A 15,870-nucleotide genomic window follows, 5' to 3' on the forward strand; every position below is an offset into this window, starting at 1 on the left:
TGGCTCTAAATTAATCGCTGTTTCGGTGCTTAAAGCACAGTGATTAGCGGTTTTCTGCGTCTGCAACCATAGCAAGTGCCACGGCTTCAGCGACCTTGATACCATCAATACCAGCAGATAGGATACCGCCCGCATAACCAGCACCTTCACCCGCAGGGTAGAAGCCTTTAAGGTTGATGCTTTGGTAATCTTTACCACGCTTGATGCACACTGGAGAAGAGGTACGAGTTTCAACACCCGTTAGTAGGCCATCTTCAGAGGCAAAACCTTTGATTTTCTTATCAAAGGCAGGGATTGCTTCACGGATCGCTTCGATTGCAAAATCGGGTAGCGCTTTAGAAATATCGGTTAGCTTGATACCCGGCGTGAATGATGGCTCTACATCGCCAATCGCACTTGGATCGCGACCTTTCAGGAAGTCACCAATTTTTTGTGCTGGTGCATCGTAGTTCTCGCCGCCTAACACGTAAGCGCCAGATTCAAGTTCACGTTGCAGACGAATACCGGCGAGTGCGTCACCTGGGTAATCGCGCTCAGGGTCGATACCGACCACGATAGCACTGTTTGCGTTGCGCTCAGCACGAGAGTATTGGCTCATACCGTTAGTCACAACGCGACCTTCTTCTGATGTTGCCGCAACCACAGTACCGCCTGGGCACATACAGAAGCTGTAAACCGTGCGGCCATTTTTACAGTGGTGAACCAGCTTGTAATCGGCTGCGCCAAGGATTGGGTGACCAGCGTTTTTACCAAAACGCGCTTCATCAATCATTGATTGCTTGTGCTCGATACGGAAACCAACCGAGAACGGTTTTGCTTCCATGTAAACGCCGCGCTCGTTCAGCATTTCAAACGTATCACGTGCAGAGTGACCAACAGACAATACAACATAGCGAGATTTGATTTCTTCGCCATTTGAAAGCGTTACACCGGTGATTTGACCGTCTTCCATATGGATATCGTCAACACGAGTACTAAAGCGGATCTCGCCGCCTAGTTCGATGATTTTTGCACGCATTTTTTCGATCATCGTTACAAGCTTGAACGTACCGATGTGCGGTTTGCTTACGTACATGATCTCTTCTGGAGCGCCCGCAGCAACGAATTCAGTGGTTACTTTGCGGCCGTAGAAATTTGGATCTTTGATTTGGCTGTAAAGTTTGCCATCAGAGAAAGTACCCGCGCCACCTTCACCAAACTGTACGTTTGATTCAGGGTTTAGCGCACGCTTACGCCAGAAACCAAACGTATCTTTAGTACGTTCGCGAACTTCTTTACCACGCTCAACAATGATTGGGTTGAAGCCCATTTGTGCCAAAACTAGGCCCGCAAACAGACCACATGGGCCAAAACCGATCACCACAGGGCGCTCAGTTTGGTTTGCTGGTGCTTGAGCCACAAATTTGTATTCCATGTCAGGCGTTTCTTTGACATGTGGATCGCTAATAAAAGCTTCAAGCATTTCAGCTTGGTTTGCCACTTCAACATCAAGTGTGTAGATCAGTTGGATGTTGGCTTTTTTACGAGCATCGTAGCCACGTTTAAACAGATTAAAAGAAAGAACTTGGTCAGCAGCGATGCCAAGTTTTTTAGTAATGGCGTCTAAGATCGCGCCTTCCTCATGATTTAGAGGCAGTTTAATTTCAGTTAAACGTATCATAGTGATATCTCGTTACTTATGTTGCAGTAGGTGTCTTAGCCAGCTTTGCCATCACTCAGTCGTTTGAGGACGGTTGACTCGCTCACAATGGCGCGCATTTTACGAGAAATTGAATTGTCTGTCATACTAAATCAGGAATAGGAGAGCATTTTGCCGAAGATTAACCGCGCATAATGTTGAATTTTGATTTGGGATGAGTATTATCCCCATCTTATTTTTGACCAAATTAAGAGTTGATTGTCATGGCGTTTGTCGTAACGGATAACTGTATCCAATGTAAATACACTGACTGTGTCGCGGTATGCCCAGCCGATGCCTTCCATGAAGGGCCAAATTTTATGGTGATCAACCCGATTGAGTGTATAGATTGCGGCTTATGCGTGGACGAATGTGCAGCGCAGGCGATCTTTCAAGAAGATGAGCTTACTGACGACCAACAAGTGTTCATTGAGCTCAATGCGGAATTGGCTGAGATCTGGCCAGTACAAACAGAAGTTAAGCCTGCTATGGATGATGCTGAGCAGTGGAATGGCGTGCCAAATAAACTCGACAAGTTAGAGCGTTAAGACCAGATTAGGCCGTAACACCAATAGGTAGCATTAAAAAAAGCGTAACGATTGAATCAGTCGTTACGCTTTTTTATTGTTCGCTATGTCGTGCTTAATTTCAGGAGCGCTTCCGCAAGCGCTGAATTAGCTGTGCTGACGACGCATATTATCGAGGATGATGCCTGTTGCCATCGCAACGTTGAGTGACTCTGCACCACCAAATGCTGGAATGGTGATTTTATCGGTCACAAACGCGGCTGCTTGAGCGCGAATGCCGTGAGATTCACTGCCCATCAACAAAATACCTTCAGCCGCAAATTCAGTTTTATGTACGCTTTCACCTTCAAGGAACGCGCCGTAAACCGGTAGACTCGCTTGCTCAAGATAGTTAGGTAGATCCAATTGGTGTACTTGCACACGGCCAAAGCTGCCCATGGTGGCACTGATGGTTTTTGGGTTGTATGGATCGGCACAATCTTGGCTGGCGACAATGTGCTTAATGCCATACCAATCGGCGACGCGAATAATCGTACCAAGGTTACCCGGATCTTGAACGCCATCGAGCGCAATCATCATGCCTTGGGCAACAGGCGCCTCAAAGGTTGGGATCTCAACCACGGCAATCGCCGCGTTATTGCTCACCAAGGTGCTGGCTTTGGTTAGGTCATCCAGTGATGCTTCGATGCATTCAAAGCGCTCAAGCGTCGCTTGATTCTGCTCCAAAAAGTCGGCGGTTGCGAAAACGTGTTTTACCGTTAACGTACTACTTGCCAGTTCAAGTACGTTTTTTTCACCCTGAACTAGGAATAAGCCGAGTGCTTTACGCTGTTTCTTTTGGCCTAAAGCACGCAGCAGTTTTAGTTGGTTTTTAGAAATCATTATTTTATCCCAGATGAAAACGCAGCGATTATAACCGCAGTCGTCACTCGATGCTACGTACAGCGTAATTCCGTTTATGCCTTTATGCGCTTGAGTATTGCGGTTGTTTGAATTCCCACCAATGCACTTGTTCTTCTCATTAAGTGAGAATGAGGCACTTATCGATAATTGTTGCCTTTATTAAAGCAGCGCATATTCGAGAGAGGCAGCAAGCAAGGTGCATGAGAGCGATTCGCAATGCTCATTATGCCCATAGCGATGCGCGACGGATTCGCAAGCAATCTTGGTGTCAGTTCAAAGGACAAAGCAAAGAGGATAGGGAATGTTGAAAGAGGTAAGCCGTTTGAATAATCATGAATTTACAGCGCAACATAACAGCGAACTTCGCCACGCCAAAGCACTGGATAAATCCTTGTTTGAGTTGGTCAATGGAATTGAAATCCTCAGTGCGGTTGGGCCGACCAATTATAATCAACAGAAAAGCGAGTTCTTTAAACGTCACTTTTCTATTGAGCCTGAATTTCGCTACAAAGAGAACATTCACAACCCGTTTCAGTTAAAGCGCCAACTGTTCAATTTACCGCTTGAGTCGGTAGAAGATGCGGATCTGCATAGAATTTATGAAGATGTCATTCTTTCTTATGTTGATAAAATCGATCAGTTGCAAACCATTGGCACGCAAGACTTTCTCTATAACTCTTTACGTTACTTCGGTGAACCAACGGAGAAGGATATTCGCAACGCGACTTTTATCCTCCACTTACCGGATTCAGATGAAGATGATCAAAAGCTGATCGATGCTCAAGGTATTCAAGCCATCATGGCTGAATTCGCCAAACAGGAAGACTACCAATACGATTTGGTGATTGACGACGACATGATCGCCAATGCGCTGGTGAACAAAACCACCGTTAAGATCAACAGTGCGGCAAGTGTGCCAGAGATTGAAGCACATGCTCTTGCGCACCATGAATTGGGTGTGCACCTTGCGACTACCATCAACGCAATGAATCAGCCATTCCATGTTCTGTCACTCGGTTGCCCAGTCAATACCATGACTCAAGAAGGCATGGCGATCTTAAGTGAATATTTGGCAGGCCATCTGACGATTAAGCGACTCAAAATTCTTGCACTGCGTGTGCTGGCCGTAGAATCGATGATCAAAGACAAGTCCTTCCGCACCACGTTTATGATGCTTAAAGAGCAACTCGGAGTAGAGAAGAACCTCGCTTTCACCATTACTGCGCGTGTTTATCGTGGCGGTGGCTTTACTAAAGATTACTTGTATTTGCGTGGATTCCACGAAGTGTTGCACGCTTATGAAGAGCAAGAAGGGTTCTTGAATCTACTTTGCGGCAAAACCGCGCTGATGCATTTACCGCAAATTAATCGTTTGGTGGAGAAGGGGATATTCAATCCCCCAATTAAGATCACGCCATCGTTTGTTAATCCAACCGATAACGATGATGTGCGCCGTTTTATTACCCACGCGATTAAGTAACGCCACTGATGATATTGAACAAAAGCAGCCAATGGCTGCTTTTTTGTTGGTGGAGGATTGGGAGCAAAAGAGTAGGCGTTATCTAGTGAGTTTTTGGACAAAACCTTCTTAGAATATTAATTTAATTTAGAAAATACAGATAACCTTTAGTATAGAAAAGTCGCGTAGTAAAATGTCCAATTTGACTGAACCAGCTCAATACTGAGGAATCCCCTAATGATTTTGATAAAAATCATAAATTTAAGGTAGATGCACATCTTGTCATGTGATCAAATGGTTCTGAGAAAAATCAATAACCAGACAACAAGATGTGCGAACTCGATATTTTACACGACTCTCTTTACCAATTCTGCCCTGAATTGCACTTAAAACGACTCAACAGTTTAACGCTGGCTTGCCACGCATTACTTGAATGTAAAACGCTCACTCTTACCGAACTTGGTCGTAACCTGCCAACGAAAGCCAGAACAAAACATAACATCAAACGAATCGACAGATTGTTAGGTAATCGTCACTTGCACAAAGAGCGACTCGCTGTATACCGTTGGCATGCCAGCTTTATCTGTTCAGGTAATTCGATGCCCATTGTTCTTGTTGACTGGTCTGATATTCGTGAGCAAAAACGGCTTATGGTATTGCGGGCTTCGGTGGCACTACATGGTCGTTCTATTACTCTTTATGAGAAAGCCTTTCCGCTTTCAGAGCAATGTTCAAAGAAGGCTCATGACCAATTTCTAGCCGACCTTGCAAGCATTCTACCGAGTAACACTACACCGCTCATTGTCAGTGATGCTGGCTTTAAAGTGCCATGGTATAAATCCGTTGAAAAGCTAGGTTGGTACTGGTTAAGTCGAGTCAGAGGGAAAGTGCAATATGCAGATTTAGGTGCGGAAAACTGGCAACCTATCAGCAACTTACATAGCATATCCTCAAGTCGCTCAAAGACTTTAGGCTATAAGAGGTTGACTAAGAGCAACCCAATTTCATGTCAAATTGCACTGTATAAATCACGTCCTAAAGGCCGAAAAAATCAGCGTTCGACACGGACTAATTGTCATCATCCGTCACCTAAAATCTACTCCGCTTCGACAAAAGAACCATGGGTTTTAGCGACTAACTTGCCCGTTGAAATCCGAACACCAAAGCAACTTGTTAGGCTCTACTCGAAGCGTATGCAAATTGAAGAAACCTTCCGAGACTTGAAAAGCCCAGCCTACGGTTTAGGCCTCCGTCATAGCCGAACTAGCAGCTCAGAGCGCTTTGATATCATGCTGCTAATCGCCCTAATGCTTCAACTGACATTTTGGCTTGCTGGAGTTCATGGTCAGAAACAAGGTTGGGATAAGCACTTCCAAGCTAACACTGTCAAAAATCGAAATGTACTCTCAACAGTGCGCTTAGGGATGGAAGTTTTGCGGCATTCTGGCTACACAATAACGAGGGAAGACTTGCTCGCGGCTGCAACCCTGCTTGCTCAAAATCTATTCAAACATGGTTGTGCTTTGGGGAAATTATGAGGGGATCCCTCAGAGCTCAATACCATTTTGACTCCTGCACTGGACTAAATTAATGCTCTTGATTTATGTATTTGATTGTTATCACTTATGTGTATGAGAAGTTGCACCATGAACAGATATACAAGATCGCATCATATATAGAAGGGTTAGAGTAAGTTTGTTCTATTATCGATTGTATAACCTCAATTACTAGATATATAACTAGCCAAAATGACGCACTGATAAGGGTCTCATATGACATATTAACGTTAGTTAGCTTGTTATTATTTAAGTCATAGTTGTATCTCAATTTAAAAAATACAAACAAATACGCAACATACCTTACGATTAAGGCATAATATAAGCTGCTTAATATCAGCATTATTAATCGCTTTAGCACCAACTTACCTCCCATGTTAACTGGTGCTATCCTTGCCACGCTGTTTGGGCTTGCTATAATAGAAAGCTCAGCGCAGCAAACCGAATTCCTCCCAAGCCTCGCACTTAAAGCTGCAACTAATACAACTACAACAAAAAGAGAATTAGCCGTGAGCCAGCCACATACCCTGACATTAGATGACGTCTCATTTGATAAAAAACAAGGCAGGATTGATGTTTACAAGGGCAAGCATAAACACATTGTCATCCCTGATAATTTTGACGGGATCCCCGTCACCGAGATCTGGGATTATGCTTTTTCAGAGGTTGAGGACTTAAGCGAAGAATTCGAAGAGGTCCCACAGAACCCAATAGCCAGCGTGGTGATCCCTAATACTGTCACCGAAATTGGCGAAGGTGCCTTTCAGCGTAACGCCCTTACCGAGATAGTGATTCCAAGCTCTGTGACTCGTATTGGTTACAAGGCCTTTGCTGAAAACGCACTTACCAGCGTTGATATTCCAGATTCAGTGACTGAAATTGCTGAGAGTGCATTTGCTAACAATGCATTAACTCAGCTGAGCCTGCCAAATTCATTGACTAAAATTAATGAGCGAGTGTTTCAATTTAATGCGTTAGCCAGCATCACTATTCCTGATTCCGTGACTGAAATCGGCTTAGGCGCATTTAGGGGAAATGCACTTCAAAGCATCACAATTCCAGACTCGGTAACTGACATAGACTCTGAAGCGTTTGCAGACAATGCTATAACCAGTGTATTCATTCCGACTTCGGTCACTTACATGGGTAATGGCGCTTTTACCGATAACCCATTAAGGGGCAGGATCATTAAAGGCTTTGGCGAGAAAAAGCCGCCCAGAGAGCTCACTGACGAAGAGTGGCTCGAAGTCTTTGGTGACTTATAAGCTAAAGCATTGCTGCGCGCACATCTAACATCTGATTGCGCGTAACCTTGTGAGCTTACTGCTCACAAGGTTTACAGCAGAGAAGTAACTGTACTCCCCTTTTATATAGCCTAAATAGCTTCGAGTTAATCGTATTCAGCAACGAGCATGACTTTCTTTAACTGTGGCTGGTAAAACACCATAAACTCACCGGCAAAGCCCAAATACTCACTATCTCTAACCAAGTAAGCTTCATCTTTAAAGCTGCCTATGAAGGTATATTCTTTATTGTCTTTCTCATCCACATAAACAATATCGCGAGTGCTCATATGTTCAAATTCAGGATGATTAAGGCTGCAGGTCACTTCATAGTAATGATCCAGCTCTGGATTCTTTGCCAGTTCATTATATAAACATGAAGCCCAGTTCTGGCCAAATCTAGGTTGGCCGCCCAAAGTGATTAATGGCAACTTTTTGCCACGACGCATCAAACACTGATTGGCAGAAAATTCGTCCTGCGCTTGCTGATAGTTGTCTAAGTATTCGTCTTGCTCTTCAAGCGTATCATCATTGGCGTACTCGTCATCTAAGCACCAGCCTTGTTGCTCGCCAATATACGAATAGGTGATTGGGCCATAATCACCATCGGGAATGCCTTGCAGATTAGGAAGTGCAATGAGTATTTTGTCGTCAACGCTTGCAGCAAACATATTGAATGACAACAACCCTATTGGAATTAATTTCTCACGGTCAAAAGCCACAGACTCAGCCGTTGGAAATGCAGCATAACCAGCTTCATCATGGAAAATATCTATTTCAGCTACATTCAATTTGGTATCTTTAATTACAAACGCCATATTTTACAACACATTCCTTTTTATTATTAATAGGTTAAATTGCTGATTCGCAAATACTTTACACAAGCGACTCATAGATTATTGATGCCAGTATACGCTCTTGTTAGCGTAAATTGGCGTATTCAAATGCGCCGAAAATCACGCTTTGAGAAATCAAATTTACTCAGGTGAGGGTTAAGCAGAGCTCCCTTACATTTGACACATATGAATGCACGAAAGAGAGCACAGTTTTCTAAAGGCGACCTAATCATCCATACCGCCCCCATCAGCGTGATAGTTCTAAGAACAAACAGCAAAAGATCAAGGGATTCCATTGTAGTGGGGTAGTAAATTTGGCCGCGTTAGATGAGGAAAAGTGAGTCAATCCTTACTCTGGTCGAGTGGTTGTTGAATCAGTCGAAACAAGGAATGGGGCACAAACGAGTTAGATGAAGATCAATCTCTACTCATATGCTCCCGTTGGTCATTCCCTTGAAAAGGGAATCTTTTAGTGTGTCCTAAACAGTCATTCGCTTAACAATAAGTCGATGCGCACTAGATTCCCGCCTTCGCGAGAATGACGTAAGGGAAGGTTTTCCGTTCTGTGAATGAATGGCTATTGTGGGCATTAGAGCTTACGACGCGACTTGGTCATTCCCTTGAAAAAGGGGATCTCGCTTTTGCTTTTAGTGTGCTCTAAATAGTCATTCCCTTGAAGAAGGGAATCTCGCTTTTGCTTTTTATGTGTCCTAAATAGTCATTACTTTTGGGAGGTCTAAAATTGCTGACTATCTGAATTCACATTTCGAGGCCTAACGCTAAAAGGAACAATAAGCTGTTTTAAGTTGGCTGGAGTGAACATCCTAAGGTGGCACTTCATGACCAATTTTAGCCAAGAAATCTTTACGACGTTCGCCGCTGATAGTGATAAAATCGCCGCAAAAGAATTACTGAGAAACCCTATGTTTATCCATCATGTTAACGGCATCGACTGGCTGGTGATTACCGCTTTTGAAGAACTGAAAACGATGTTTATCGAAGATGCAGGGGCGATCCCGTCTTGCTTCTCTAGCAGCAGTGAATTGAGCCTGATTGATCAAGCCAAGCGCAGTTATGGATATTTGCCGACACTCAGCGGCGTAATCACCGATGTCGGCACATTTCAAAGCAAGAATAACGAAGAAGATTTAGACCCACAGCTTGCTTGCCTAGTTGAGGGGCGTGGTCGGGTGTTTATCTACCATGGCGGCTTTGTCGCTTTTGTCGATGACGAGCAAACTTTTATTACTCGAATGGACTGAAAATTATTCGGTAAGTTGAAATCGACGAATTGGCATCTCTAACAAGGCAAGGGCACTTCGAAGTTACGAACTGCCAGCGGTGAAGGTTCTGGTCAGTTGTGTGTCAGGCGCTTTGCTAATTTAGTCTTCTATGGAATATCTCAAGTATGGGAAACCTTGATAGGAAAAAGATAAGACACGCCCCCACCAAATTTGATTGTTCCTCTACTCTAAAAGACCCACATCACAGAAATAAATAGGATCGTAACAAAATATAGCTTAATTAATAAAGGTCCATACAATAAGCTGAGATACATCAACGATAGCATGATTTATGATTAGACAAATTACGATTACAAACTTTCGCTCGATACGAAAAGAGATTGTTTCAACTGAAGAAATTACCTCTTTTGTTGGTAAAAATGATGCAGGAAAATCGAATCTACTCCGAGCATTAAATCTTTTCTTTAATAACAAAACAGATGCGGAGAGTGATTTTAATTTTAATTCTGATTTCAACATAAATGCAACCATTCAGCAACGTAAAGCCAAGGAAATTAAAGTTGAACTTGTTCTTAAACTTCCTCGAAGCTATCGCAGGCCGAACAAGCCTGACACCGTTTATTGGAGTAGAACATGGCGAGCCGAAGGTTATCATGATGAAGTTCAACAATATTGTGTCATAAGTAATGGTCGTATTAAGAACAAAACTGACTTTACTAAGAGCAGCAGAATTCCATATCTATTAAAAAGCATTAACTACATTTATATTCCAGCTATCAAAGACGCAAATTTCTTTAGAGATTTACAGGGGCAATTATATGATGTATTGGCAACAGCTTCAGATCAAGGTTTGCATGCTTCTGCAAATAGTTTTGAGCAAGAAATTAGCAATCATATCAATGAGTTAATGAGTGAAATTGATGCGACATTTGCCAATAGTAATAACGAAGTTAAGTTGCCTAAAAATCTCAGAAATATATTTGGTGCATTAGAGTTTAGTGCGGACAACATACCTTTGTCTCGTAGAGGTGATGGAATAAAGATCAGACACATCCCTATGATGCTTTCTTTCATCGCTCTTAAACAACAAAATGCTGGTGCTGGTGCTAGAGTTACGATCCGACCTCAAATATGGGGGTTTGAAGAACCAGAGAATAACGTTGAGTTCTCAACATGCTTTGAACTTAATAATCAGTTAATAGAGGCAGCCAAAAAGCATACTCAAATCTTTATTACTACGCATTCTCCGGCAATTTATTCACTATCATTTAATGATACCCTCCCGGCAGGGATAAAAAGTACAAGCTACTATGTAGAAAAACAAGGTTACGATACGAAAATTATCTCATGTAGTGAACAAGAGTTACATGGTAATACTGGTTTTCTAAACCTAGTTACGCCTATGATTGAAGAGCATCGCAAAGAGTGGAGCGATCGCGAGATCCAGTACAACCAAATAGTACAAGATTTAACATGCCAATTAGCAGAATCTTCAAAGCCACGTTTATTTCTGGAAGGAATAAGCGATAAGGTAGTCATATCCCGTATTCTGCGTTATCACGATTTAGACAGCCAAGTTTTTATTGATACACCTGAAGACGCTCACAATGGAGCAAACGCTGCTAGTGATCGAGCGAAAGCTTTCTATTTATTGCAAAAGCACGAAAAAGATAAAATATTAGGGTTACTATTACTAGATGATGATGATGCGGGTAAGGAAGCTAAGAAGCAACTTACGGATTTTTTTCTGGTCAGAAATCTTCTGTAGGCGCTGCGACTTATCCTCCTCACGATATTCCTAAGCAACTTAAAGATAAAGGTTATGTATGGAAAGTTGAATTGGAACATCTGTATCCTGAATGTATTTGGGCTCACTCGCATCAGCAATCTTGGATCGAATTAATTGATGGTGAAGAAAAAAAATTCACTGAAAATAAGCGTAATGAATTTCTTAATAATGATATAACTCCGTCTGAATACAAGAATGACTTGAGTCAATATCAACGGTTCATCGTAGATTACTCATTCTCACATGACGGAAAGCGACGTGTCAGTAATTATATTGAGAGCATGACTGATCAGCAACTTGTTGAGTGCCGGTTATTGGAAGCATTCCAACCAGTTATTGACTTAATAATGGGTAAATTAAAGATAACAATACCTATTAATGCAGAGGGTGGCGATTTTGAGAGTCAAGAATCTGAGATTTTACCATAGAGATAGCCTCAATGCTTATTGACATTTTGGCGTTCGAATTAATTTAACAAACAGGATCTGGTCTTTCTTTTTGCCTCGATTAGTTTAAGTATCGAAAACATTGATATTCAAGAACTGGTTTTAGGTCGCCTTAACGTACTTCGGTGCCTAACGAGTTAGACGAAGACCAATCAATACTCATATGATCCTCGTTTGTCATTCCCTTGAAAAAGGGAATCTCGCTTTTGGTTTTAGTGTTTCCTAAATAATCATTCGCCTAACAATAACTCGATACGCACTAGATTCCCGCCTTCGCGGGAATGACGGTGAATGGGGAGGGTTACAGGCCCTCAGGGGGCTTAGATTCTCGCTTTCACAAGGCTAAAGAAAACCATAAAGTCAGTCAGCGGGATAGCCTCTCTTAATTCACCAAGCCCAAGATCAAACAAGGCGAACCAATCGATTCGCCTTGTTTACTGAGAAAGTGATGACTTGCTTTGAGATACTAGCTTATCGCGAGGCGCAATAAGGTTACTTGGATTGAGATGCGGCGTGCTGCTCAACCATGAACGCAATTACTTCTTCATTTAAGCAAGATTTACTCACGTATTGACGTTGTTTACCGATATGCAGGATGAAACCTAAATCGGTTTGTTCAAGTTGGTCGATTTCACTCCAGCCGAGTTTGCGGTTGATTTTACCACTTTTATAAGTCACACCATCAGCGTTCACTTGCAGCTGCACTTTTCTCATGCGGCTCGAGCTTATGGTTTGTCGCCATAACCACCATGTGCGCTTGCAATAAACACTGAAGGCTTCAATAACACTCAATACGATAAAGAACCAACCAACATAACCGTTAGGTAATAGCTCAAACTCTAATAAAACCACACCAAAAATAAGAAAGAGCAGTCCTTTTAAATACGCGTGTGGGAATTTAACGGGTTGGCTTGTTTGATCATAACACTCAGCAAAGAAAGGCTTGTCGAGCGTATATTCTGTAGTGAAATCGAAATCTTTAGACATCTATGATTACTTCTAGGTTTCTGTGAATGAGTTTTCCATGTTGCGAGCGTTCAACATGGGCATGGTCGCGCAGCGCTGAGGGATCCCCTCATAATTTCCCCAAAGCACAACCATGTTTGAATAGATTTTGAGCAAGCAGGGTTGCAGCCGCGAGCAAGTCTTCCCTCGTTATTGTGTAGCCAGAATGCCGCAAAACTTCCATCCCTAAGCGCACTGTTGAGAGTACATTTCGATTTTTGACAGTGTTAGCTTGGAAGTGCTTATCCCAACCTTGTTTCTGACCATGAACTCCAGCAAGCCAAAATGTCAGTTGAAGCATTAGGGCGATTAGCAGCATGATATCAAAGCGCTCTGAGCTGCTAGTTCGGCTATGACGGAGGCCTAAACCGTAGGCTGGGCTTTTCAAGTCTCGGAAGGTTTCTTCAATTTGCATACGCTTCGAGTAGAGCCTAACAAGTTGCTTTGGTGTTCGGATTTCAACGGGCAAGTTAGTCGCTAAAACCCATGGTTCTTTTGTCGAAGCGGAGTAGATTTTAGGTGACGGATGATGACAATTAGTCCGTGTCGAACGCTGATTTTTTCGGCCTTTAGGACGTGATTTATACAGTGCAATTTGACATGAAATTGGGTTGCTCTTAGTCAACCTCTTATAGCCTAAAGTCTTTGAGCGACTTGAGGATATGCTATGTAAGTTGCTGATAGGTTGCCAGTTTTCCGCACCTAAATCTGCATATTGCACTTTCCCTCTGACTCGACTTAACCAGTACCAACCTAGCTTTTCAACGGATTTATACCATGGCACTTTAAAGCCAGCATCACTGACAATGAGCGGTGTAGTGTTACTCGGTAGAATGCTTGCAAGGTCGGCTAGAAATTGGTCATGAGCCTTCTTTGAACATTGCTCTGAAAGCGGAAAGGCTTTCTCATAAAGAGTAATAGAACGACCATGTAGTGCCACCGAAGCCCGCAATACCATAAGCCGTTTTTGCTCACGAATATCAGACCAGTCAACAAGAACAATGGGCATCGAATTACCTGAACAGATAAAGCTGGCATGCCAACGGTATACAGCGAGTCGCTCTTTGTGCAAGTGACGATTACCTAACAATCTGTCGATTCGTTTGATGTTATGTTTTGTTCTGGCTTTCGTTGGCAGGTTACGACCAAGTTCGGTAAGAGTGAGCGTTTTACATTCAAGTAATGCGTGGCAAGCCAGCGTTAAACTGTTGAGTCGTTTTAAGTGCAATTCAGGGCAGAATTGGTAAAGAGAGTCGTGTAAAATATCGAGTTCGCACATCTTGTTGTCTGGTTATTGATTTTTCTCAGAACCATTTGATCACATGACAAGATGTGCATCTACCTTAAATTTATGATTTTTATCAAAATCATTAGGGGATTCCTCAGCGCGCAGCGCCGAGCTTATCATTAACAAGGTTGATTCTATGTTGGGACAATTAGCGGGGCTGGTGGCCTGTCTTCTTCGCAAATTGTTGCATTGCCTCGGCAAACGTTGTTGTGCCGCCTTTGGTTTGAACCTGCATTACCTTGTGCCCCATCTTCTCCAACGCTTGGCGCTCTGCCACAACCGCTTCGTCGTTTGGTTGACTGCCCTGTACAGGCTGATGAATGTAACACCCCTCTAGTTGACCATCTTCGACCAGTTGGTGGTGTTTTAGTGCATCGATATCAAAATTCATAGTCAGTCTTTTAGTGTGAATGGCGAGTCTCTATGGCAAAGCTCGCAAGCATTTATCGTTATTTCCAATCAGGCATTATAACCATAAAAAGTGAATGTAAATACAGCAATCCAATGGTCTGTCATCGGGACGAATGACGCAAGGAAGGAGCGCTCAAACTGCAAATGGCTAAATTCGTGGTCATCTTCATTCTTCAGCAAAGTATTCATGCAGTACTTGTCGCCATTCTGGGCTGTGACGGATTTTGAGCAGCGCACGATTAATCTGTTCTCGATATGGGCTGTTGTTTTCAATCGCGAGGCCATAGTTTTGCTTTTCAAATCGATACGGTAGCACCGTTAATTGTTCGTATTGGCCTTGTTCTTTGGCTTGCTTAATCAGGTATTTGAGCACCGCGTCGTCGGCAACGATGGCATCGACTTCATTCCCGTCGAGTGCTTGTAAAAGTTGGTCTATATCTGCGTAAGTACGATGCACAATCGCTTGAGAGATCAGGTACTCCGAAGAGGTCGACGATTTTTTCGCGCCGACAGACATGTTGGCCAAATCGTTAACGTTTTTGATGTCGCTATTAAGCAGACCCAAGGTGAAGGTACTGGCGAGCACGGCGGTCACGCTAGCAATAAAGAAGGTGGTAAAAATTGCCAGAAAGACGGTGAGTATTCGCCCTGGTAGGGTCTTAAATTCAAAATAGTTAAAGGGGCCTTTGGTAATAAACAATAAGCCAAGGATAAAGCCTTCGACCATTTGCGCTTTTTTACCCGGCATGGAGTAGAGCTTGTCGTTAATCCGGTGTTCGAGTAAGTAGTAAATAACCCCAACGATCGCGGCAAGCACAAACACAAAACCGATGATATAGAGCAGTTTGGTGTTGGTGAAAATGTTACCGATAGAAGCGAGGTAGCCTTGCTGCTTAACGGCGATGGCTAAATGGGTTTCGTAAAATGAATGGGAGAAATCGAGGATTTCTTCTCTTTGTGGCGTGATGGACAAGCAGGATACACCGACATTCAATGAGCCGTTGGCAACATCATCGATCAATTCGCTCAGGCCGTGATCGGTGATGTTGTAGCTTACGCCGAGATCTAAGGCGATCTCTTGCCACAAAAACAGACTTAATCCAGAGTAACTGCCATCTCCCTCTATGATCACAAAGGGTGGGCAACTGTATGTCCCGACATTAATGTTGGCGAGTGTGTTGTTTTCTGCCATGGATGGTGCGGCCGAGAAAACCATGAGGAACGTAAGCAGCAAACTGAGTTTAGCGGTTGTTATTGTTTTCATCATCACGCCTCAATCGCTCCTTATTTACTTTGTTTCTTATCAGTATAGCGGTACTTTTGCTTACGCTGGCGTCGACCTCAGCTGTGCTTTGGCTTTGTCGATAGCTTAGCCTTTGTGACTCTTCGCGCATTGCTGACTATTTTCGTCAATGACGTTCACTTGCGAGTTGTGCTTATTCCAC

General features: G+C 43.1%; 14 protein-coding genes. 7 read left to right on the plus strand and 7 right to left on the minus strand.

From position 1 onward, the window contains the following. Positions 1-43 precede the first annotated feature (43 nt). Positions 44-1,660 carry an NAD(P)/FAD-dependent oxidoreductase gene (locus RJD38_RS12825; protein WP_009386958.1) on the minus strand — a complete coding sequence of 539 codons (1,617 nt, stop codon included), beginning with the start codon at positions 1,658-1,660 and terminating at the stop codon, positions 44-46. A 242-nt stretch (positions 1,661-1,902) separates the two neighbouring features. On the opposite strand from RJD38_RS12825, the gene fdxA reads away from it, so the two are divergent. Continuing rightward, entirely contained in the window at positions 1,903-2,226 is a 324-nt protein-coding gene (gene fdxA, locus RJD38_RS12830) for a ferredoxin FdxA (protein ID WP_005596535.1), read from the plus strand. Between the two features lie 126 nt (positions 2,227-2,352). Here the strand turns inward: fdxA and RJD38_RS12835 are convergent, their stop codons facing one another. Continuing rightward, positions 2,353-3,087: an RNA methyltransferase gene (locus RJD38_RS12835; protein WP_065545405.1), complete on the minus strand. Its 735-nt coding sequence runs from the start codon at positions 3,085-3,087 to the stop codon at positions 2,353-2,355. 322 nt (positions 3,088-3,409) lie between these two features. On the opposite strand from RJD38_RS12835, the gene RJD38_RS12840 reads away from it, so the two are divergent. The 3 genes from RJD38_RS12840 to RJD38_RS12850 all read left to right on the plus strand — a co-directional run bounded on the left by RJD38_RS12840 (position 3,410) and on the right by RJD38_RS12850 (position 7,388). Next, positions 3,410-4,588, plus strand: a complete 1,179-nt coding sequence (locus tag RJD38_RS12840; RefSeq protein ID WP_065545404.1) for a flavohemoglobin expression-modulating QEGLA motif protein — start codon at positions 3,410-3,412, stop codon at positions 4,586-4,588. A gap of 308 nt (positions 4,589-4,896) precedes the next feature. Next, positions 4,897-6,105, plus strand: a complete 1,209-nt coding sequence (locus RJD38_RS12845; protein WP_032073033.1) for an IS4 family transposase — start codon at positions 4,897-4,899, stop codon at positions 6,103-6,105. 392 nt (positions 6,106-6,497) lie between these two features. Continuing rightward, positions 6,498-7,388: a leucine-rich repeat domain-containing protein gene (locus RJD38_RS12850; protein ID WP_065545403.1), complete on the plus strand. Its 891-nt coding sequence runs from the start codon at positions 6,498-6,500 to the stop codon at positions 7,386-7,388. A gap of 125 nt (positions 7,389-7,513) precedes the next feature. Here the strand turns inward: RJD38_RS12850 and RJD38_RS12855 are convergent, their stop codons facing one another. Beyond that, positions 7,514-8,224 (minus strand): hypothetical protein, encoded by a 711-nt coding sequence (locus RJD38_RS12855; RefSeq protein WP_065545402.1) that lies wholly within the window; start codon positions 8,222-8,224, stop codon positions 7,514-7,516. A 941-nt stretch (positions 8,225-9,165) separates the two neighbouring features. Between RJD38_RS12855 and RJD38_RS12860 the strand changes: the two genes are divergently transcribed. The 3 genes from RJD38_RS12860 (at position 9,166) to RJD38_RS12870 (ending at position 11,703) form a co-directional block, all read left to right on the plus strand. Further along, positions 9,166-9,504 carry a cytosolic protein gene (locus tag RJD38_RS12860; protein WP_065545976.1) on the plus strand — a complete coding sequence of 113 codons (339 nt, stop codon included), beginning with the start codon at positions 9,166-9,168 and terminating at the stop codon, positions 9,502-9,504. Positions 9,505-9,817: 313 nt separating this feature from the next. Beyond that, positions 9,818-11,254, plus strand: coding sequence for an ATP-dependent nuclease (locus RJD38_RS12865; RefSeq protein ID WP_367971350.1), 1,437 nt, complete (start codon positions 9,818-9,820; stop codon positions 11,252-11,254). A 71-nt stretch (positions 11,255-11,325) separates the two neighbouring features. After that, positions 11,326-11,703, plus strand: a complete 378-nt coding sequence (locus RJD38_RS12870; protein WP_367971351.1) for a hypothetical protein — start codon at positions 11,326-11,328, stop codon at positions 11,701-11,703. 510 nt (positions 11,704-12,213) lie between these two features. Here the strand turns inward: RJD38_RS12870 and RJD38_RS12875 are convergent. The 4 genes from RJD38_RS12875 to RJD38_RS12890 all read right to left on the minus strand — a co-directional run bounded on the left by RJD38_RS12875 (position 12,214) and on the right by RJD38_RS12890 (position 15,689). Then, positions 12,214-12,708 (minus strand): YcxB family protein, encoded by a 495-nt coding sequence (locus tag RJD38_RS12875; protein WP_005596542.1) that lies wholly within the window; start codon positions 12,706-12,708, stop codon positions 12,214-12,216. A gap of 88 nt (positions 12,709-12,796) precedes the next feature. Next, positions 12,797-14,005 carry an IS4 family transposase gene (locus RJD38_RS12880; protein WP_032073033.1) on the minus strand — a complete coding sequence of 403 codons (1,209 nt, stop codon included), beginning with the start codon at positions 14,003-14,005 and terminating at the stop codon, positions 12,797-12,799. A 157-nt stretch (positions 14,006-14,162) separates the two neighbouring features. Beyond that, positions 14,163-14,405, minus strand: a complete 243-nt coding sequence (locus tag RJD38_RS12885) for a hypothetical protein (protein WP_065545401.1) — start codon at positions 14,403-14,405, stop codon at positions 14,163-14,165. A gap of 186 nt (positions 14,406-14,591) precedes the next feature. Further along, positions 14,592-15,689: a substrate-binding periplasmic protein gene (locus RJD38_RS12890; protein ID WP_197497791.1), complete on the minus strand. Its 1,098-nt coding sequence runs from the start codon at positions 15,687-15,689 to the stop codon at positions 14,592-14,594. Positions 15,690-15,870 lie beyond the last annotated feature (181 nt).

Origin of the sequence: Vibrio scophthalmi, from assembly GCF_040869025.1 — a bacterium.
In the GTDB taxonomy this organism is placed as follows: domain Bacteria; phylum Pseudomonadota; class Gammaproteobacteria; order Enterobacterales; family Vibrionaceae; genus Vibrio; species Vibrio scophthalmi.